At 70.7% G+C, this 19,246-nt stretch carries 18 protein-coding genes; 14 read left to right on the top strand and 4 right to left on the bottom strand.

Annotation, left to right across the window (positions count from 1 at the left end):
- Positions 1-102: 102 nt before the first annotated feature.
- A complete protein-coding gene (locus GA0070624_RS09975; RefSeq protein ID WP_091339321.1) occupies positions 103-603 on the bottom strand; it encodes a GNAT family N-acetyltransferase in 501 nt (166 codons plus the stop codon).
- Between the two features lie 163 nt (positions 604-766).
- Here GA0070624_RS09975 and GA0070624_RS09970 point away from each other — a divergent pair, with 163 nt between their 5' ends.
- From GA0070624_RS09970 to GA0070624_RS09960, 3 genes are read left to right on the top strand one after another with little or no spacing between them, the layout of a single operon-like run.
- Positions 767-1,321 (top strand): NADPH-dependent FMN reductase, encoded by a 555-nt coding sequence (locus GA0070624_RS09970; protein ID WP_091339316.1) that lies wholly within the window; start codon positions 767-769, stop codon positions 1,319-1,321.
- Positions 1,322-1,345: 24 nt separating this feature from the next.
- Positions 1,346-2,359 carry an ATP-binding cassette domain-containing protein gene (locus GA0070624_RS09965; RefSeq protein ID WP_091339313.1) on the top strand — a complete coding sequence of 338 codons (1,014 nt, stop codon included), beginning with the start codon at positions 1,346-1,348 and terminating at the stop codon, positions 2,357-2,359.
- Positions 2,356-3,210, top strand: coding sequence for an ABC transporter permease (locus GA0070624_RS09960; protein WP_091339309.1), 855 nt, complete (start codon positions 2,356-2,358; stop codon positions 3,208-3,210). Before GA0070624_RS09965 ends, GA0070624_RS09960 begins: the two co-directional genes overlap by 4 nt.
- On the opposite strand, the gene pdxR is transcribed toward GA0070624_RS09960, so the two are convergent.
- On the bottom strand, positions 3,195-4,664 hold the full coding sequence (gene pdxR, locus GA0070624_RS09955; protein WP_091339306.1) for a MocR-like pyridoxine biosynthesis transcription factor PdxR: 1,470 nt from the start codon (positions 4,662-4,664) through the stop codon (positions 3,195-3,197). The genes GA0070624_RS09960 and pdxR overlap by 16 nt on opposite strands.
- Here pdxR and GA0070624_RS09950 point away from each other — a divergent pair.
- On the top strand, positions 4,663-5,604 hold the full coding sequence (locus GA0070624_RS09950; RefSeq protein WP_245718732.1) for an aldo/keto reductase: 942 nt from the start codon (positions 4,663-4,665) through the stop codon (positions 5,602-5,604). The genes pdxR and GA0070624_RS09950 overlap by 2 nt on opposite strands.
- A gap of 67 nt (positions 5,605-5,671) precedes the next feature.
- Here GA0070624_RS09950 and GA0070624_RS09945 read toward each other — a convergent pair whose 3' ends face one another.
- Positions 5,672-9,022, bottom strand: a complete 3,351-nt coding sequence (locus GA0070624_RS09945; protein WP_091339303.1) for an AAA family ATPase — start codon at positions 9,020-9,022, stop codon at positions 5,672-5,674.
- Between the two features lie 311 nt (positions 9,023-9,333).
- On the opposite strand from GA0070624_RS09945, the gene GA0070624_RS09940 reads away from it, so the two are divergent.
- The 9 genes from GA0070624_RS09940 to GA0070624_RS36795 all read left to right on the top strand — a co-directional run bounded on the left by GA0070624_RS09940 (position 9,334) and on the right by GA0070624_RS36795 (position 15,626).
- A complete protein-coding gene (locus GA0070624_RS09940; protein ID WP_141714978.1) occupies positions 9,334-11,160 on the top strand; it encodes a hypothetical protein in 1,827 nt (608 codons plus the stop codon).
- A gap of 23 nt (positions 11,161-11,183) precedes the next feature.
- Positions 11,184-11,672, top strand: a complete 489-nt coding sequence (locus tag GA0070624_RS09935; RefSeq protein ID WP_091339298.1) for a hypothetical protein — start codon at positions 11,184-11,186, stop codon at positions 11,670-11,672.
- Between the two features lie 139 nt (positions 11,673-11,811).
- Entirely contained in the window at positions 11,812-12,144 is a 333-nt protein-coding gene (locus GA0070624_RS09930) for an ArsR/SmtB family transcription factor (RefSeq protein WP_176731647.1), read from the top strand.
- On the top strand, positions 12,144-12,599 hold the full coding sequence (locus tag GA0070624_RS09925; protein ID WP_091339294.1) for an SRPBCC family protein: 456 nt from the start codon (positions 12,144-12,146) through the stop codon (positions 12,597-12,599). The genes GA0070624_RS09930 and GA0070624_RS09925 overlap by 1 nt, the downstream gene beginning before the upstream one ends.
- Entirely contained in the window at positions 12,596-13,177 is a 582-nt protein-coding gene (locus GA0070624_RS09920; protein ID WP_091339291.1) for a dihydrofolate reductase family protein, read from the top strand. Before GA0070624_RS09925 ends, GA0070624_RS09920 begins: the two co-directional genes overlap by 4 nt.
- 378 nt (positions 13,178-13,555) lie before the next feature.
- Complete coding sequence (locus GA0070624_RS09915; protein WP_091339288.1) at positions 13,556-13,876, top strand: GYD domain-containing protein; 321 nt, start codon at positions 13,556-13,558, stop codon at positions 13,874-13,876.
- Positions 13,877-13,999: 123 nt separating this feature from the next.
- Positions 14,000-14,950, top strand: a complete 951-nt coding sequence (locus GA0070624_RS09910) for an alpha/beta fold hydrolase (protein WP_091339285.1) — start codon at positions 14,000-14,002, stop codon at positions 14,948-14,950.
- A gap of 93 nt (positions 14,951-15,043) precedes the next feature.
- On the top strand, positions 15,044-15,235 hold the full coding sequence (locus GA0070624_RS09905; protein WP_091339283.1) for an SDR family oxidoreductase: 192 nt from the start codon (positions 15,044-15,046) through the stop codon (positions 15,233-15,235).
- A complete protein-coding gene (locus GA0070624_RS36795) occupies positions 15,225-15,626 on the top strand; it encodes a helix-turn-helix domain-containing protein (protein ID WP_218105138.1) in 402 nt (133 codons plus the stop codon). The genes GA0070624_RS09905 and GA0070624_RS36795 overlap by 11 nt, the downstream gene beginning before the upstream one ends.
- A gap of 65 nt (positions 15,627-15,691) precedes the next feature.
- Here GA0070624_RS36795 and GA0070624_RS09895 read toward each other — a convergent pair whose 3' ends face one another.
- Positions 15,692-16,465, bottom strand: coding sequence for a maleylpyruvate isomerase N-terminal domain-containing protein (locus GA0070624_RS09895; protein WP_091339280.1), 774 nt, complete (start codon positions 16,463-16,465; stop codon positions 15,692-15,694).
- A 583-nt stretch (positions 16,466-17,048) separates the two neighbouring features.
- Between GA0070624_RS09895 and GA0070624_RS09890 the strand changes: the two genes are divergently transcribed.
- Positions 17,049-19,163 carry a choice-of-anchor J domain-containing protein gene (locus GA0070624_RS09890; RefSeq protein WP_342672744.1) on the top strand — a complete coding sequence of 705 codons (2,115 nt, stop codon included), beginning with the start codon at positions 17,049-17,051 and terminating at the stop codon, positions 19,161-19,163.
- The last annotated feature ends 83 nt before the right edge of the window (positions 19,164-19,246 follow it).

The following is a 19,246-nucleotide window of genomic DNA, read 5'->3' as shown; positions in this document are numbered from 1 at the left end:
ATGTCACATCACTCTCTACAATACCGGTCAATTTCGTCACCAGGCCGTCAACTACTGTCGCTTCCGAAATTGGCGAATATTCGGCCTGCACGTCGTCACAGCTCAACCGGTCAGGTCGATCCGCCAGTCGTTGGAGCGCATCATCCGGCCCGGCGGGTACTCGAACTCGGTCTCGCCGAGCAGCGTGAAGCCGGCCTTGCGGCAGACCGCGTTCGACGGCGGGTTGTCGACCGACGGGTAGGCGTGCGCCCAGCGGAGCTTCCGCTGCGCCGCGGCCTCCGCGATCACCGCGCGCACCGCCGCGGTCGCCAGCCCCCGGCCCTGGTACGCGGGCAGGATCGCCCAGCCCATCTCGTAGACCGGCTCGCCGCGCCACTCCCGCTCCCAGTAGCCGACGCTGCCGACCTTGACGCCGTCGGGGAGCACGATCGTGAACATTTGGCCTTTGCGCGGGCCGGGGCCGCGCACGTACCGCTCGTGCCGGGCGACCACCTGCTCGTCCGTCTCCGGTCCGCCGGTGTGCGCCCGGACCTCATGCGTGTTGAGCTGCCGCAGCACCTCCAGGTCCTCGCTGCTCCACCGCTCGATGCGTACCTCGGTCATTCGCCCCCCTTATCCCGAGGCTGATTGAAGCAGCCGCCACCGACGATTCCGTGCACCTCGCCGCTGGCAGCGCCGTTGCCCGAACGCCGCTAGATCAGGTCTAGCGGGTGCCGGTCGTCGTCTCGCGCCTGATGGGTGAGGCTCGACGGAAGCGGGAGGGAGCATGACGCCGTTGCGGCTTGCCGTGATCATCGGCAGCACCCGCGAGGGACGGATGGGCGACCGGATCGGTCGCTGGTTCGTCGAGCAGGCGCAGCAGCGCGACGAGATGGCGGTGACCGTCGTCGACCTCGCCGCGTACGACTTCCCCGCCTGCTACCCGGCCGAGCCGACCGCGACGATGCGGTCGTTCGTGCGGCAGGTGAGCCGGGCGGAGGCGTTCGTCGTGGTCACCCCCGAGTACAACCACAGTTTCCCGGCCTCGGTGAAACAGGCGATCGATTACGCGTACGACGAGTGGCAGGCCAAGCCGGTCGGCTTCGTGTCGTACGGCTGCCGTTCAGTCGGCCTGCACGCGGTCGACCAGCTCCGGACGGTCTTCACCGCCCTGCACGCCGTGACGGTGCGCGACATCGTCGGCGTCGACCTGCTCTGCGGCGAGCCGACGCCGCAGGCCCAGGACCAGCTGCGCCAGGACGCCCGGGTCCTGCTCGACCAGCTCTGCTGGTGGGGTCTGGCGCTGCGTGAGGGTCGCGCCGCGCGCCCGTACGTCTCCTGAATGTGTGAGAGGAAGGTTGCGATCATGAGTAAGCGCACCACCGGACTGGCCATCGAGGCCGACGGCCTGACCCGGTCGTTCGGTGAGACCCGGGCGCTGGACGGCATCGATCTCCAGGTCCCGGCCGGCACCGTCTACGGGCTGCTCGGCCCGAACGGCGCCGGCAAGACCACGGCGGTACGCGTGCTGGCCACGCTGCTGCGCCCCGACGGCGGCCGGGCGCGGGTCTTCGGTCATGACGTCGTGGCGGAGGCCGACGCCGTGCGCGCCCGGGTCAGCCTGACCGGCCAGTACGCCTCGGTCGACGAGGACCTGACCGGCGTGGAGAACCTGGTGCTCCTCGGTCGGCTGCTCGGGCTGGGCAAGCCGGCCGCCCGCCAGCGGGCCGAGAGCCTGCTCGCCGCGTTCGGTCTGACCGAGGCGGCCGGCCGTCAGGTCAAGAAGTACTCGGGAGGCATGCGGCGGCGCATCGACATCGCGGCGAGCATCCTCAGCACCCCCGACCTGCTCTTCCTGGACGAGCCGACGACGGGCCTGGACCCGCGCAGCCGCAACCAGGTGTGGGAGATCGTCCGGGCGGTGGTGGCGCACGGCACGACCGTGCTGCTGACCACCCAGTACCTGGACGAGGCGGATCACCTCGCCGGGCGGATCGCGGTGGTCGACCACGGCAAGGTGATCGCGGAGGGCACGCCGGGCGAGCTCAAGTCGTCCGTCGGCTCCGGCACCATCCACGTGCGACTGCGCGACCCGGGGCAGCGGCCCGAGGCCGAGAAGGTGCTCCAGGCGGCGCTCGGCGTTCCGGTGCAGCTCGAACCGGATCCGGTGGCGATGACCGCGCGGGTCAGCGGTGACGGTTCGGACCTCGAGGCCGGCGAGCAGGCCGCGCGGGCGCTCGGGGAGTTGGCCCGCGCCGGCATCGTCGTCGACGACTTCTCCCTCGGCCAGCCGAGCCTGGACGAGGTTTTCCTGGCCCTGACCGACCACCCCGCCGTCGCGGCCGACGCGCGGGACGACCAGCTGGAGGCAGCCCGATGATCAACGCCACCACCACGACCGGGCGGGCCCCGTCCGGCTACGTACCGTCCGCCGAGGCGCTGGCGACGGTCCTCGCGCCCGGTGCCCGACCGCCGAGGCCGAGCGCACTGTCGGCGTCGCTCACCTTCGGCTGGCGCGCGCTGCTGAAGATCAAGCACGTGCCGGAGCAGCTGTTCGACGTGACCGCGTTCCCGATCATGATGGTGCTGATGTTCACGTACCTGTTCGGCGGCGCGCTCGGCGGCAGCCCGCGGAACTACCTGCAGTTCTTCCTGCCCGGCATCATGGTCACCAGCGTCGTGATGATCACCATGTACACCGGAGTCGGCCTGAACACCGACATCGAGAAGGGCGTCTTCGACCGGTTCCGGACACTGCCGGTCTGGCGGCCGGCCGCGCTGGTCGGCATGATCTTCGGCGACGTGCTGCGGTACGTCCTCGCCGCCCTGGTCATCCTCGGCGTCGGGCTGGTGCTCGGGTTCCGGCCCGACGGGGGGCTGCTCGGCGTGCTGGCCGGGGTCGGCCTGCTGGTGGTCTTCTCGTTCGCGTTCTCCTGGGTCTGGACGTTCTTCGGGCTGATCCTGCGCAGCGAGAAGTCGGTGATGGGGGTCAGCATGATGGTGCTGTTCCCGCTGACCTTCCTGAGCAACGTGTTCGTCGACCCGGGCACCATGCCCGGCTGGCTCCAGGCGTTCGTCAAGGTCAACCCGATCACTCACCTGGTGGCGGCGGTGCGGGCGGCGATGGCGGGATCGTCCGACCCGACGAACACCATGTGGCTGCTGCTGTGGAGCGCCGGCTTCGTGGTGGTCTTCGGCACGCTGACGACGTACCGCTACAACCGCCGCTGACCGCCAAGCAACGCTTCGCGGAGGAGCGCGACGGCTGCGGGGATCTCCGTGTCGCTGATGTTGCCGTACCCGAGGACGAGCGCGCGCTCCGCCGACCGCTTCGCGCGGTAGTCGTCGAGGTCCGCCAGGCGCAGCCCGGCGGCGGCCGCGGCCCGGACCGCGCCGCGGGTGTCGGCGCCGTCCGGTAGGTGTAGCAGGATGTGCAGCCCGGCGGCGGTGCCGGCGACCCGGCCCTCCGGCACCTGGGCGCCGAGCATCCGGACCAGCAGGTCGCGGCGGGTGCGGAACCGCCGCCGCGCCGCGCGCAGGTGGGCGTCGTACCACCCGCGGTCGATGAAGGTGGCGAGCGCGAGTTGGTCCAGCACCGGTGGCGCGGCGGCGACGAGGTTCGCTGCCCGGAGTGCCGGGGTCATCGCGGCAGGCGCGACCAGCCAGCCCAGGCCGAGGGCCGGCGACAGCGTCTTGCTGACCGAGCCGAGGAGGAAGACCCGGCTCGGATCCATTCCCTGCATGACGGCGACCGGGTGGTGGTCGTAGCGGAACTCGGCGTCGTAGTCGTCCTCGATGAGGAAGCCGTCCACCTCGCGGGCCCAGCGCACCAGATGTGCCCGGCGTGCCGGGGACAGCACCGTGCCGGTGGGAAACTGGTGTGCCGCGCCGACGATGACGGCCCGGGCCGGCGTGTGCGCGAGGTCGTCGACGCGGAGGCCGTCGTGGTCCACGGGCACCGGGTGCACGCGCAGGCCGGCGCTCGTCGCGGCGTCCCGCAGCCGCCCCCAACCCGGGTCTTCCACGGCCAGGTCGGCGATCCCCTCGGCGCGCAGCGCTCGGCACGTGCGGACCAGACCGTCGGTGATGCCCGCGCACACGGTCACGGACGCGGGGTGCGCGTCCGCGCCGCGCGAGCGCCGCAGGTACTCCGCGACGGTGGTACGCAGCGCCGCGTGCCCTCCGGGGTCGGGCAGGCCGAGGTCGTAGTGGACGGCCGAGCCGGTGACCGCCCGGACGGCGTCCGCCCAGCGGCGGCGCGGAAACGCCCGCAGGTCGGGCAGGCCGGGCGCGAGGTCGTACCGGATCGGTGGCGGCGCCGGTGCGCGCCGCCCGCGAGGCCGCGGCGGCCTGGTGTCCGGTGACCACGAGACACGCGTCGTGGAACCCACCCGGGCGGCGAGGTAACCCTCCGCGATGAGCTGCCCGTACGCCTCCGTCACGACCCAACGGGAGCAGCCGAGCTCCTCGGCGAGCGCTCGGCTCGGTGGCACGGCGGCGCCCTCCGCCAGCCGGCCGTCCCGGATCGCGGTGCGCAGCGCGTGCGCCAGGCGATCGTGCAGGCGGCGCCGGCCGCGTTCCGGCGGGCCGACGTCCAGCAGCGTCGCCCACGCGAGATTGGTCTGGGAAACGGTCACAAGATTGGAGCGTACCGCCGAGCCGAATCCGCCTACCGTGATGGACATGATTGACAACCTGGCTCTTGGTGCCATGTTCTTCGGCACGATTCAGGACGAGCGCCTCTCGTTCGAGCTCCTGGACCGCTTCGTGGACGCCGGAGGCGTCTGGATCGACACCGCCAACTGCTACTCGTTCTGGGTGGACCCGTCCGGCTTCGGCGGGCAGAGCGAGGCATTGCTCGGGCGCTGGCTGGCAAGCCGCCCGGGCGTCCGTGACCGCGTCAAGATCAGCACCAAGGTGGGCTGCGAGCCGACCGTGGCCGGGCGATTCCCGGAAACGGCCGAGGGCCTCTCGGCCGCGGTCATCAAGAGCGGAATCGAGGGCAGTCTCCGACGACTCGGCACGGACCACGTCGAGCTGTACTGGGCCCACAAGCCCGATCCGGCCACCCCGCTGGAAGAGTCGGTCGCCGCGTTCGACGAGCTGGTGTCCGCGGGTACGGTCGGCCGCCTCGGCGGCTCCAACTACCCCGTCTGGCAGATCGAGCGGGCGCGGCAGATCGCGCGGGCCGCCGGCAGCGCCGGCTTCACCGCGGTGCAGCAGCACCACACGTACCTGCAACCGCGCCCCGGGACACAGCCCACCGTGGTGCACCGGTTCGGTGCGGTCAGCGACGAGGTGCTCCACTACCTGGAGCACCACCCGGACATGGCGCTGTGGGCGTACACGCCGCTGCTGAGCGGCCGCTACACCCGCGCGGACAAGCCGCTGCCGGCGGAGTACGACCACCCCGGCACCGCCCGCCGCCTCGCGGTGCTCGACGAGATCGCCGCCGAGACCGGCACGAACCGTAACCGGGTGGTGTTGGCGTGGCTGACCGGAGGGAACCCGGCCGTCACGCCGATCGTGGGCGTCAGCACGGTGCAGCAGCTGGACGAGGCGGTCGCGGGGGTGTCCCTGGAGTTGACCGCCGAGCAGCGCGAACGCCTGGACTCCGCGGTGTGACCTCTTTCGCTCAGCTACCCGCTGACGACAGGCCCATCTTGATGATCACGCGAATCACCAAGACCAGTTAGAGGCGCCAGGGCAGCGGCTCAGGGGGGAGGTAGCGGCAGGTGCTGCCGGTGGAGACGGTGTCGCGCAGGTGGGCAGCGAGCGCGGGGTGGCGGTCGTCGAGCCGGCGCAGCGTGTCCCGGATGCGGGCGGTCACGGTCTTGCGGGCCCGCTCGGCCTCGTCGCCGAGGCGGCGGCTGCGGCCCGCCAGCCCGGCCGCGGCGCGCAGCTGGTCGAGCAGCGCCGCGCGCTCGGCGTCGAGGGCGGCCAGCTTCGGCTCGTCGCCTCGGGCGGCGACCCGGTCGATCTCGTCGTCGAGCCGTTGCAGGTGGCGCCGGTAGCGGGCCTTCGCCTCGTCGTCGAGGACCGGGTCGCCGCCGAGCCGGCGGGCGGCGGCGAGTTCCGGGCCGGCGGCGGGGTCCAGCAGCTCAACCGCGGGTACGTCGACGCCGGGCCGGCTGAGCAGCAGGCGCAGGTCGTGCAGGCCCTTGGCGTCGGGCAGGTGCGCGACCACCCCGGCGTACGCGAGCTGCCAGACCGGGCCGTCGCGGCGGAACTCGTAGTCGACGACCGCTGCCGCGACGGGTGCCGCCGCCGCGGCAGCCTGGGCCCCTTCGCCGACACCGCCGCCGAGCTGCGCATCAGCGGATCGCCGTCCGTTCTCGGGCACCCGGTTTGGGTGGCCCGGCCCGGCCGGTGTCGACGCCGAGCTGCCTGCGGCGGCGGGGTCCACGCCCACGACGCCCAGCCGGTGCGGCACCTGCGCCATGCCGAGCGCCCGCGCCTCGGCGGCGGTGGCGGCGCGCAGCTCGGCCGCGGCGGCCGCATCGCCCGGGCGACCGCGACCCGTCAGGGCGTCCACCAGGCCGGCGCGGGCGATCAGCGACCAGGGTCGGGCACCCATCCGGTCGGCGGCGTCGCGCGCCGCCTCGAAACCGGCGACCGCGTCGTCCCAGCGTTGCTCTGCGGCGTCGATGAGGGCGAGCCAGTGGTCGACCGGGCCGCTGATGTCGCAGCCGAACAGGGCAACCGTCCACTGGCCGCGGTACGGCAGCAGCGCCTCCCGCGCCTGCGCGCAGCGCTGCGGGTCGCCGGTGGCGGCTGCGACCTGCGCCCGCAGCCGCAGCCACAGCGGCGACACCGGCCGGGGGTACGGCGCGCCCGCCGCCTCGATGCCGACGGTCAGGCGTACGGCGGCCGGGTCGTCGCCGCGCTCCACCGCGGTGATCGCCTGGACCAGCTCCAGGTAGTGGTGGTCGGTCGGGTCCAGCCCGGCGAGCAGCGTGTCGATCTCGTCGAACCGGCCCTGCAGCAGCAGCCACGACCAGCGCAGGTGGTGGCCCAGGAAGGCGTGGTCGGAGTGCTCCCACTCGCCGAACCCGGCGAGCTCGCCGAACAGCTCGTCGGCCTTGGCGAAGTCGCCCCGGAAGGCGGCGATGATGCCGCCGTCGATGGTGCCTGCCATCCGGTGCCGGGCCACGTCGCCCTCCCGGCCCGCCGTGACGAAGGCGGTGTGCTCGTGCAGGTAGCGGGGGTCGCCGAGTTCCAGCAGTGCGACCCACCGCAGGCTGGTCGCCCACAGCTCCGTCTCCCGGTCGCCGGTGCGGCGGGCCACGTCGCGGATCTCGGCGGTGAGCGCCGCCCGGTCGGCGGCCGTGCCCAGCCCCCACGTGGTGTCGTGCCGGGCCCAGAGGCTGAAGGTGAGCGCCTCGTCGTCCTGCCCGCGGCGGGCGAGCGTCTCGGTGGCGGTGATCAGATCGGCGACCACGGTGGTCACCGGCACGCCGTCCTCGGGCTCGCCGATCAGCCGCCGGTACGCCTCCCGCAACAGCCCCTCGGAGTCGGTCGAGTGGCGTGAGGGGGCCCAGAGGTGCCGGTGGACGGTGAGCGCGACGCGGGCCAGCAGCGCGGGGTCGTCGAGCCCGGATGCCAGCTCCGCCGCCTCGGTGAGGAGTCGCCCCGCCTCCTCCCGGCCGCCCAGGTGCGACAGCAGTTGCGCCAGCTCCACCATGATCTTGACTCGGTGGGTCGGATCCTCGGCGACCTCCAGCGCCCGCCGGAAGTGGACCGCCGACTCCTCCATGGCCAGCCGGCCGCCGGCGTCCCAGGCGGCGGCGACCAGCAGCTCGGCGGCCCGGGACGGGTCGAGGTCCGTGTTGGCGAGCCAGGCGTGGCGCGCCAGGTCGGCGGGGATCAGGCGCTCGGTGAGCGTCGGCTCGCGGTCCACCGCCCGGACCACCGCCGCGTGTCGGGCGCGGCGGCCGTCGTCGGGCAGCCCGTCGTACAGGGTTTCCCGGACCAGATCGTGGGCGAAGGCGAACCGGCCGCCGCCGCGGGCCACCACGAGCCGGGCGGTCACCGCGCGGTCGAGGAGCCGGTCGACCTGCGCGACCGGGGTGGGTACGCAGGCGGCGAGGACCTGGCGGTGGAAGTCGCGGCCCAGCACGGCGGCGACCGTGATCGCCTCGACCACCGGGGCGGGCAGTTGGGCCAGCCGCCGCCGCACGGCTTCCCGGACGCCGGGGGCGATGGTGCTGACCAGGCCGTCGGCGCGCCACAGCCGGGCGGTCTGCTCGACGAAGAACGGGTTGCCGCCGGTGCGCCGGTGCACCTCGTCGAGGAGCCCCGGGTCGGGCTCGCGGCCGGCCGTGCGGGTCATCAGCGCGCCCACCTCGTCGCGGGACAGGCCGGTGAGGGTGATCGTGGTCGCCTTCGCCGTCAGTGGCATCAGCAGCGGGCGCAGCGGATGTTCGCCCGACTCGACCTCGGCGTCGCGGTAGGTGCCGATCAGGAGCAGCCGTTCGAACCAGGTGTGCTGGGCGGCGAACTGGAGCAGCCGCATCGAGGCGGCGTCGGCCCAGTGCAGGTCGTCGAGGACGACCACGACCGGCCGGCGCTGGGAGACCGCGACCAGCGCGCTGGTCACCGCGTCGTAGAGCGCGAACGCCTCAAGGTCGCCGTCGTCCGCGGTCTCAGCGGTGGTCCCGCCGCTGCTGTCGGTGCTGCCGGTGCTGTGGCCGCCGCGGCTGGCACCGGTGGTCTCGCCGAGCAGGACCGCGAGGCCGGGTGCTGCGGCCTCCCGCGCGAGCGCCCAGTCGTCGGGCGAGCGGCGCAGGCCGCGCAGCACCTGCACCCAGGGCCAGTAGCCGGGTGCGCTGTCGGAATCCCAGCAGGCGGCGCCGAGCACCAGCGCGCCCCGCTCCCGGGCCTCCTCGGCCACGGCCGTGACGAGCGTGGTCTTGCCGATGCCGGGCTCGCCGGTGACGAGGACGAGGCCGCCGTGGCTTGTGCTCGCGCGGTCCACTTCGGCGCGCAGCACACTTGCGGGGTGTTCCCGCCCGATGATGGTCTCGCCGAACCGCGGCTCCATGACTCCCCGACCGTAGCCGAACGGTCCGACACCGGGAGACCCGGCAACGACTGGCCGACACCGACGGCATGAGGTTCCCCGGCGGTCTTCCAATGTTGGGCCTCCGCCGATCTCCGCGATTCACAAAACACGACGCTGGGTGGTCATCCACTGTGGAGAACGGACCGAACTTCGGAGGGCTGTCTATCCATAGTTCGGATTCGCTGCACCCGTCTGGAGGATGTGATCGATCTTACTTTCCGCGAGGCTGTCGCTACCCAGCGAAACGAATCTTCGAAGTCGCTGGTGGCTGCGGAAGGGGGTTGGTCGAGGTGGGACGCGCCAGACCGGCGACAGCATGCATTGCCTACCTGATTCTGGCGGCGCTGTTGGTTGCCGTAGCCCTCGTGGACGGGCTCGCCGGCTGGCTCATGCCGTCCGGGCCGGGGCGTCCGATGTGGCTTGACGAATCGGCCGCTCGGATCGGCGCGGGGGTGCTCGCGCTGGTTCTCATTTGGCGGGCCCGGCGGGCGGCGAGGCGCCACTGGAGGGCGCAGCAGCGCTTCGAGGAGGCCCCGGGCAAGCCGCCGATCGACCCGGGGGACCGAAAGGCGGCCGACCGGGAGATCATCGAGGCGATGGTCCGGGTCAGTAAGAAGTACCCGAGCTCCTCGATCCGCCTGTTCGGGCAGATGCTGGTGGAGCCGGCACGCTACCAGGTACGGGTGACTGACGAGGTTGAGCCGGTCGGGGAATGCCTTCGGGTCACCGTATCGACGACGTACACCAGTTCCCTGGACGACCTGTCCGACCTGAGACGTCAGGCGGGAGAGCCACCGATCCCGATCCAACGGCAGCCCGCCGCGGTGGACTCCGACGGTAACGGCGGCGGCGTTCGCGCGCCAGCGGCCGTGTTGACGAAGACTGATGATCAGAATGGTGCGGAGCCGACCGTAATGCTCGTGCCCATGATTACCGCCACCAAGGGCACAATGATGGACAACGTGGATACTTCTGACGGTGGCGGCAATGCCCTACCGTTCCTGTCTCAGGAAGACGCGCGAGGGGTAGTGGCACACGTTCTTCAGGCCGAATTCGAAAAGACGTTCGGCCAGGACCATCCTTCGGTGCTCTACGCGTTGCTGCGCCTCGTTTTCCGGCAGGGTCGCGTTCGTCTCGCAGACGCCCACACATACTTCGACCAGGCGGTGGCGTCGGTGAGGGGGATCGCCGACGAGAGGCAGTTGACGAAGCTGCGGCGGATCTGCGCGTTTTTGGTTCGCAACTACGTCATCGTCGCCGAGGCGCCCCTGCCGACCGGCTACAAATGGGTCCTGCGGTACACGAAGACGATTCCGGTGTACGGGCGCGTCGCCACCCCCGAACGTCGGCGTCGGGTCAGATACGGTCTTCAACCGAATGCATTCGTCATCCCACTCAACCTGCCGTTCATCACGAACAGCTACCACTTCCGGATGCACGCCGGTCCCAACAGCTACGTGAAGGCGCATTATGTCCAGTCCGCGAAGACAGGCGGCACCATTCGCCAGGACGACATCAAGAAGATGAGCAAGCTGGCTTACCTGCGGGTTCGCCACCATCAGGCCCTTCCGTACGCGCACCTGTACACGCGACGCTTCGACACCTGCAAGCCCAAGGACCTTGTCATGCAGGTCATCTTCGACGAGGTTCCCCCTGGGGCACTCGGGCTCACGTTCTGGCTCGCCGCCCTGTCGGCGTCGGTGACAACCCTTCTCGCGTTCTTCGTTCCGAACAACATCGGGACGGACGTGTCCGGGGATGTCCTGGCCTTCCTGTTGGCGATCTCCCCAGTCGCCGCCACCTTCGTCGGATATTCCATGGAAAAACTCCAGCGGTCCTCACTGACAACGTTCGTCGGGCTGGTCGTCACCGGCCTGACCTCGGTTGTCGCCGCCCTTCTGTACGTCAGGCAGGCTCCCGACTGGATGATCAAAGATGTCGGCTCTCCGGCGCTTGAGCCAGTCATCGGCCACCTTTCGGTCAACGTTGGCGTGTTGTTCGTCGGACTTGCTGCGATCATCAACGCGATCTATCTACGCTGGCGCCTGCAGGACGAGTTGGCTCATTACCTCCAGTTGCTGACAGCCAAGAACACCACGGCGAGGATGTTCCGATGACCGATGCGCACCGAGGAGAAGCAATGTCGACAAGCCCACGTGACCTTGGCTCCGAGGATCCAGACGACCTGACCCTGGACCTGGACGAGGTGCCGGGTGTCGGCCAGGTGCTGCTGAAGTCGCTGCCGCACAACGCGGTTGTCGCCTACCGGGGAGAGCCGACGGCGTCCGAGCGGGCGATGCTGTCCTGGCACATGACTGACAAGGAGCGGTACGAGTTCGCCGCCGGCATGGAGCGCGTCAGCGACCGGCTACGCCAGATGACCCCGCAGCAGACGGAGGATTTCCTGGCGGCGTTGGACGAGGAGACGAAGCGGCTCAACCTGGACCTCCCGATCCGCAGCGAAGATGTGCCGGGCTCCCAGGACAACCCCACCGCCTCCACCGCAGCATCCGGCCCGGCAACCAACCCATCACGCCGCAGCGCGACCCATTCACGCCGCAAGATGAACCCGTCCAGCTTTGTGCCCGGCCTCTTGGCTCGCGGTAGCGGCAGCGTGGCCGAAGGCTAGCTGGCGAGCATGCCGTTGCGCCCGCGATGCCGCTGGCATCGCGGGCAAACGTTGGAGTGCAGCCGGAACGTCGAATCCGACCCCCTGAAGTTCAACCAAGGGGTTGAAGGTTGATTGGCCGGCCGCTATCGTCAACCACATGGTTGAGGATCCGGCGGGCATGGACGAGGTGTTCCACGCCCTGGCGCACGGCGCACGGCGTGCCATGCTGCGGCGGCTCGCCGAGCGGGAGCTGACCGTCGGCGAGCTGGCCGAGCCGCTGGCGATGTCCCTCGCCGCGGCCTCCAAGCACGTGCAGGTGCTGGAGCGCGCCGGGCTCGTGAAGCGCACGGTCACCGGCCGGCGGCACGTCTGCCGGCTGGAGCCCGCCCCGCTCGCCTCCGCCTCGGCCTGGCTGAACTTCTACGAGCGCCACTGGACCGAGCGGCTCGACGCCCTCGAGGCGCTCTTCACCGAGGAAGGGACCGACTGATGAGCACCGCCGTACGGCTGCACCGCGACATCCCCGCCCCACCCGACAAGGTCTACCGCGCCTGGCTCGACCCCGACCTGCTGCGCCGCTGGCTCGCCCCCGGCGGGCTGGAGGTGACCCGCGCCGAGGTCGAGCCGCGGGTCGGTGGCCGGTACCGGATCTGGCACGCCGACGCCGGCGCCGACGTCGGCGGCTTCAACTGCGAGCTGGTGGAGCTGGAACAGGACCAACGGATCGTCTGGCGCTGGGGCTTCGTCGGCCCGCAGCGCGCCGACGGCCCGACGTACGACTCGCTGCTGACCGTCACCCTCGACGGCAAGCCGGACGGCGGGACCGCGCTCACCCTCGTACACGAGCGGTTGGCGGAGCTGGCGGCGGCGATGCCGCAGGTGGCCGACGGCGTGGCACCCGGCTGGGAGTCGGCGCTGGACAAGCTGGCGGAGGTGGCGGCGTGAAGCTCGTGGTGGTCGAGTGGATGAGCCTGGACGGCGTGGTGCAGGCGCCCGGCGCGCCGGACGAGGACCGCAGCGGCGGCTTCGCGCACGGCGGCTGGCATCTGCGCTGGTTCGACGAGACGTCCCGGCAGTGGGTGGTCGATGGGTTGACTGCGGCCTCGGCCTTCCTCTTCGGACGGTTGACGTATGAGAGGTTCGCCGCGCACTGGCCGCACGTCACCGGGCCGGAGCGGGTGGTCGCGGACCCGCTGAACAGCAAGCCGAAGTACGTGGCCTCGACGACGCTCGCCTCGCCGCTCGCCTGGGCGCACTCTTCGCTGCTGGCTGGCGACGCGGCCAAGGCGGTGGCCGAGCTCAAGGAGTCGGGCGAGGGCGAGCTGCACCTGATCGGCAGCGCGCGGCTGGGCCGGACGCTGCTCGAGCACGACCTGGTCGACGAGCTGCGGCTGATGGTCGACCCGGTGCTGCTCGGCGGCGGCAAGCGCATCTGGCCGGCGAACGGGGGGCTCGCGGCGTTCCGGCTGATCAGCAACGAGCCGACCAGCACCGGCGCACTGCTGCTGACGTACGCCCGCTGAGCTGGCCCTCGCCGCCGGACCGGCGGGGGCGCGGTCGTCGCGGGATGACTAGCCGCTGACGTACCGGGTACGCCCGGCGCATGGGTAGCCACAAGCCAAACAAGCACGACCCGGGCGGCGAGTCGGCACGTGCGGGGCGGAATCCGGGCAGCGGGGCACGGGGCCGGCAGGGCTCCGAGGTCGAGCACTCCCCGGACCGCCGGCACCTGCGGGCGGCGACCGGGACATCAGGGTCGGAACGCGACCACGGCCGGTCCAAGGTCACGCCCGAAACGCGGGTCCAGCGCCAGGGCACGAAGTAAGCCCGAACCTGATCTGGTCCGAGCAGGCGCTGGTGGCCGCAAGCGGCCGCCAGTACAGCTGGGAGTTGATGTCGAGGTGCCGAAATTCCTGTTGCAGTCGACCTACACCATCGAGGGGCTCAAGGGACTGATCACTGACGGTGGCAGCAAGCGAGTCGACGTCGTCCGAAAAACGATCGAGGCCAGCGGCGGGCGGCTGGAGTCGATGTACTTCTCATTCGGTAAAAACGACACCTATGTGGTGTTCGACCTGCCGGACCACAAGAGCGCGGCCGCACTGGCCCTCGCCATCCGGGCGGCGGGCGGTTTGGACTCGCGGATCACACCGCTGCTGACAGCCGAGGAAGTCGACGAGGCGGTCCGGGTCAAAGAGGCCTACGAGCCGCCGGGTCGATGACCTCTGCCCTGGTGTGCGGCCGGGGGGTTTTCCCTGGATCTAGGCGGGAATGGGCAGCGCGGAGGTGATCCCTCGGCATCGATCCGGTGTCGACTTCCTGAGGTGTGGTGAGAGGAGATCGTCATGAGCTCAACTTCCGTTCCGGAGGGCCCCGGCTCCGTCTCGCAGGCGCCGAACCTTCCGGCAGGGTTCACCGACACGTTCACCGGCCGGTATGTCGACGCCAATGGGGTGCGCCTGCACGCGGTTGTCGGCGGTGACGGACCGCCGCTGCTGTTGGTGCACGGCTGGCCGCAGAACTGGTACGCGTGGCGCCTGCTGATGCCGGCGCTGGCCCGGGACTTCAAGGTCATCGCGGTCGACCAGCGCGGCATGGGGCTGTCCGACAAGCCCGAGGACGGGTACGACCCCGGCACCCAGGCCAATGACATGGTCGCGCTGATGGACGCGCTCGGCCACCAGCGCTTCGCCATGGTCGGCACCGACACCGGACTCCCGATCGGCTACGCGCTGGCTGCGGACCACCCGGAACGGATCGACCGGGTGGCCCTCGCCGAGGTTCCCGGGCCGCCGGGAGCGGTTCCCTCACCGCCCATGTTCGCTCCCGGGCCGCTCAACGACCGGTTCTGGCACATCCCCTTCAACCGGATCAACAAGCTGAACGAACAGCTCGTCCAGGGACGAGAGAAGATCTTCTTCAGCTGGGAGTTCACCATCCAGGGCGGGAAGCTGCCCGACGACCTGATCGACTACTACGTCGGTCTGCTCTCCAACCCCGACTCACTGCGCGGCAGCTTCGGGTTCTACCGAGCCTGGGACGCGATGATGAAACAGAACGAAAAGCGCAAGAACAGCCGGCTCGCCATGCCCGTCCTGGGGATCGGCGGAGCGGCAAGCAGCGGAGACAAGGTCGGGGAGGCGATGAAGCTCCTCGCGGACGACGTGCAGACCGCGGTCATCCCCAACAGTGGCCACTTCGTCGCCGAGGAGGCCCCCGACGCGATGCTGGCGGCGCTGACCGCGTTCCTGACCCCGTACCGCGAAGTGGTGGCGGTGGGCGCCGCCAGGGCTTAGACCTCCTAACACTCTGAGTGTCGGAGTCGTCGCCAGCAGGCGATGGCGCAGGCGAGGGTGAGGAAGGCTTCGTGGCTGGCGAGGCCACCGGTCATGCCCGCGCCCGCCGGCTTCCGGCTCCAGCCAATCGAAGCCGACGAGGTGGCGGCCCGGCTCGTCGAGCTTGCGCTCGGCACCCCGGCCGGCCGGGTGCCGGACATCGGCGGGCCGAGGGTGTACGCGGCGGCGGACCTGCTCCGCGGTTACCTGCGGGCCGCTCGCCGGCGCCGTGCCGGTGCCGGGTAAGGCGGCCCGGGCGTTCCGCGGCGGGGCGAACCTGGCGCCGGAGCAGGCGGTGGGCCGACGGATCTGGGAGGAGTTCCTCACCGACCGGGTCAGCTCGCCGAACAACCGAGTTCCAGTGATCGTCCAGTTGGTGCAGGCCGACGAGGACACGGTGCGGGACGTGATCCACCGGTTCAACCAGATCGGCCCGGCCTGCCTGGACCCTCGGTGGGCGGGAGGCCGTCCCCGCCTGCTCAGCCCTGACGACGAGGACTTCGTCGTCCAGACGGCCACCACCCGCCCGACCAAGCTCAGCCAGCCCTTCACCCGCTGGTCCATCCGCAAACTGCTCGCCTACCTGCGCAAGGTGCACGGCCGGGTGATCCGCATCGGCGGCGAGGCCCTGCGCTAACCCCGGGCCCAGTGGCGCCCGCAGGAGCGCGCGCACAACCGACAGATGCGTCACAAGTGCGCGTTTTACGCGTTCGGGTCCCAGTCTGCGAGCTGCTCCATCGGCTCGGTGTCGCCGGTGGTCTCCAGGCCGTCGAGCGGGACGCGCTCATAGAAGTAGAGGACCAGTTCGCTCGCTGCGCCTCGCATCGCCATGTCGCCCGGCTCCGCGTCGGCGGCGAGGTCGTCGCAGCGGACGCCGTCGGCGTTGAGGGTCAGGCGCCAGGAGCGGCCCTCGGTCGTGTGCAGGTCGATGGTCGCCGGCTTGAACGGCCAGGGGACGGTCGTCGCCGCGACGGTCGTCAGGAACTCGTCGACGCCCTCGACCGCGACGTCCGTCGGCAGCGGCTGTGCGGCCCCCTGGGTGAGCTGGGCGTCGTAGGTGTGGACGGTGATCTCCTGGATCTGGTGCCGGGCCACGGCTCCGCTGGTCTCCGGGGCCTGCGAGCGGCCCCACCAGGTCCAGCAGCCGCGGTCCGGGCCGGCCTCGCGCATCGCGTCGAGCATGAGCTCGGTCGACTCGGCGAGCCAGGCGTCCAGGGCCTCGCGGTCGCGGGGCGCGGTCGGGGCGCCCTTCGGGTCCGTCCTCGCCGGGGGCTCAGCGCCCGGGCCCGCCGCGATGATGGCGGCCTGGCGGCGGCGGCCGTCGCCGAGGTGCTGCGCCAGTTCGCGCAGCGTCCAGTCCGGGCAGGTCGGGACCTGGACGTCAAGGTCGGGGGCGGACGCGATCGCGGCGCGGAACGCGGCCGAGCGGTCTTCGATCAGCCGCAGGACCTCGGGGAACTCCAAAATGTTTTGCACCTCGGTTGTGTATCACTGCGCTCCGGCCGCCGGGTAGGGAATTTGTCGGACGAACGCATCGACAGCCGGGCGGAGCGCCGGCGCCGAAGCCGTCCTGAAACTCCGCGCGCTGCTCGCCAACGACGACTTCGACCGCTACTGGACCTACCATCTGGGCCAAGAGCACCAGCGAAACCACCAGGCCCGCTACCAACTCGCTGCTTGACCTACGAAGTCACTCCCAGCAATCCGCACCCCTGGCCGATGTCAGCGGCCTGAGTAGTGTGCGGCCCGGCGGCGCCAGCGCCAGAGGAGTGAAACGAGAGCTAGTGCTCTGACCGACGGAGCGAGGGCCTTCGGCGCGGCCGTGTGCAACAGATCGTGCGGCAAGACGATTGCCATAGGCAACCTTTGCGGGTACGAACGTGAATGTCATCCCGGTTGCTTGCGACGGGAGAGCCCCGTCAACCGGATTCACGAGACCCAAGGGGGGCCAATGGCACGCAGCCGCATCGCCGGGGCAGCAGCCATCGCACTCGTCTTACCACTCCTGGGCGTCCTTCCCGCGTCAGCCGCGGCGGCCGCCCCAACCCAGCCGGGCGCCGTGAAAAATGATCGGCCGAGCGACGTCCGAGAGCTCACCCGCAAGGACTTCACGCTCGACGGCCACAAGGTGAAGACGCCCGCCCGCTACCAGCCGCGCGCGCAGGCGCGTTCGCGAACCATGGCAGCAGCGGAGACTCCGCCGGTCGGCACCGTCCGGCAGTGGCTCGGGCTCGACGACTTCCAGGGCCGGCTCTACCGCAAGGACTACACGCTGCGGGGCGTGGGCAACAACATCGAGGTGTGGGTCGCCAACGACCTCGCGTTCCCGGCCGGCGACTGCCGGACCCAGATCCCCTCCTCGACTCAGATCACCGACGAGCAGGTCGCGAACTTCGTCCACGAGTTCGACACCAACATGTATCCGAAGGAGACGGCCGCGTTCAGCACGCCGCCGGACCGCGACGGCACCAACGCCCTGCTCGGACCGGACCCCAACGGCAACGGCGGCGTCTACACCGGCGGCGGCAACAAGACCGTCACCCTTGTCGACAACGTCCGGGACGACAACTTCTACCAGTTCCCGGCCGCGCCGACCTACATCGCCGGCTTCTTCTCGGCCCAGTTCACCGAACTGCTCGACCGCAACGTCATGACCATCGACGCGTTCGACTGGCTGCACCGCACGGGTGCCAACCCGCCGAACGAGCCGACCGACGGCCTGTGCACCAGCCGCCCGGCCCGCCCGTTCCTCTACGAGGGGACCTTCGCGCACGAGTGGCAGCACCTGGCGCAGTACTACACCGACCCGTTTGAGACGACCTGGGTCAACGAGGGGCTGTCCGACTTCGCCCAGACGCTGACCGGCTACGTCGACGGCACGGCAACCGTGTTCGACCGGGGAGCCGACAGTCACCTCTACTGCTACCAGGGCTTCGGCACGATGCAGACGCCGTTCAACACCAACCCGCGTGACTGCGGCGGCCCGGAGAACTCGCTCAATCTGTGGGGCGAGAGCAGCAACCCGAACGCGGTGCTCGCCGACTACGGCAACGCGTACTCGTTCATGCTGTTCCTCTATGACCGGTACGGCACGGACATCATCTCCCGGCTGCACAACGACGGCGAGCTGCAGGGTCTGGCCAGCCTGGACGCGGCGCTGAAGGCCGAGGGCGCCAAGAACATGTACCAGGTCATCCACGACTACCAGACGATGACGCTGGTCGACAAGATCGTCGGCGACTCGCGCCGCGGGGTCATGCTCGGCGTACCGAAGAGCAGGGTGACCACGCCGAGCCTGCGCTCCACGGTCAACCTCGCCAATCCGACCGCCAACGGCACGCCGGGCGCGGCACCGAACGGCGCCGACTTCGTACCGCTGCAGTTGGCCAACGGGCAGGTCCTGCGCGGCCGTGACCTGCGGTCGTTGTCGTTCCAGGGGGCCAAGACGCTGCCGCCGCTCCCGCTGGCGTGGACCGTCGTGTCGAACGACCCGGACCGTGCCGGGAACCCGGTCCTCTGGTCCGGAAACGCCAGCAACCTCGACGCGGGGGCCGTCACGTCGGTCACCGTGCCGACCGCCGACCCGACGCTGCGCTTCCTCGCCAAGTACGGCGCCGAGGCCGGCTTCGACTACGGCTACGTCACCGTCTCCACCGACGGCGGCGCGACCTACACCGCGATCCCGGGCGACAAGACCGTCGACGGGCCGTTCGGCCCGGCGATCAACGGGACGACCACCGGGTTCGAGGCGCACTCGTACGACCTGTCGGCGTACGCCGGGAAGAGCGTCCTGCTCGGCTTCCGCTACGTCAGCGACGGCGGCGTCAACGAGGGCGGCTGGCTGATCGACGACATCACCGTCGGCGGCACGACGGTCAGCGACGGCAGCAGCCTCGCGCCGTTCGACTCGCCGACGGAGATCAAGCCGATCACCGTGCACAACTGGAACCTGCGGCTGGTCGGCATCGACGAGCAGCACTCGATTGCGCTGCAGGCCGAGTTCAACGGCAGGTCCAGCCTGACGCTCAGCCGCACGCAGCTGGCCCTGCTCAGCGCGTTCCCGAAAGTCGTCGCCGTGGTCGCCTACGACGAGCCGACCGAGCAGGTCAACCAGTACGCGCCCTACACCCTGACGGTCAACGGAGTCGTCCAGCCCGGAGGCGGCGGCGCCTGACCTGAACCGGTACGACCGCAAGGGCACCTGTCGCCGATCTGGTGGCAGGTGCCCTTGCGGTCCGGCAAATCGTCCGGCGCGGC

It is taken from the genome of Micromonospora rhizosphaerae (genome assembly GCF_900091465.1).
Classification (GTDB): Bacteria; Actinomycetota; Actinomycetes; order Mycobacteriales; family Micromonosporaceae; genus Micromonospora; species Micromonospora rhizosphaerae.
Note: the sequence above shows the minus strand (reverse complement) of the source record. Positions and strands in the feature narration are given on the sequence as shown.

Coding starts and splice junctions, on each gene's coding strand:
- GA0070624_RS09975 (WP_091339321.1), bottom strand. CDS start 603: ATGACCGAGGTACGCATCGAGCGGTGGAGCAGCGAGGACCTGGAGGTG.
- GA0070624_RS09970 (WP_091339316.1), top strand. CDS start 767: ATGACGCCGTTGCGGCTTGCCGTGATCATCGGCAGCACCCGCGAGGGA.
- GA0070624_RS09965 (WP_091339313.1), top strand. CDS start 1,346: ATGAGTAAGCGCACCACCGGACTGGCCATCGAGGCCGACGGCCTGACC.
- GA0070624_RS09960 (WP_091339309.1), top strand. CDS start 2,356: ATGATCAACGCCACCACCACGACCGGGCGGGCCCCGTCCGGCTACGTA.
- GA0070624_RS09950 (WP_245718732.1), top strand. CDS start 4,663: ATGATTGACAACCTGGCTCTTGGTGCCATGTTCTTCGGCACGATTCAG.
- pdxR (WP_091339306.1), bottom strand. CDS start 4,664: ATGTCCATCACGGTAGGCGGATTCGGCTCGGCGGTACGCTCCAATCTT.
- GA0070624_RS09945 (WP_091339303.1), bottom strand. CDS start 9,022: ATGGAGCCGCGGTTCGGCGAGACCATCATCGGGCGGGAACACCCCGCA.
- GA0070624_RS09935 (WP_091339298.1), top strand. CDS start 11,184: ATGTCGACAAGCCCACGTGACCTTGGCTCCGAGGATCCAGACGACCTG.
- GA0070624_RS09930 (WP_176731647.1), top strand. CDS start 11,812: ATGGTTGAGGATCCGGCGGGCATGGACGAGGTGTTCCACGCCCTGGCG.
- GA0070624_RS09925 (WP_091339294.1), top strand. CDS start 12,144: ATGAGCACCGCCGTACGGCTGCACCGCGACATCCCCGCCCCACCCGAC.
- GA0070624_RS09910 (WP_091339285.1), top strand. CDS start 14,000: ATGAGCTCAACTTCCGTTCCGGAGGGCCCCGGCTCCGTCTCGCAGGCG.
- GA0070624_RS09905 (WP_091339283.1), top strand. CDS start 15,044: ATGCCCGCGCCCGCCGGCTTCCGGCTCCAGCCAATCGAAGCCGACGAG.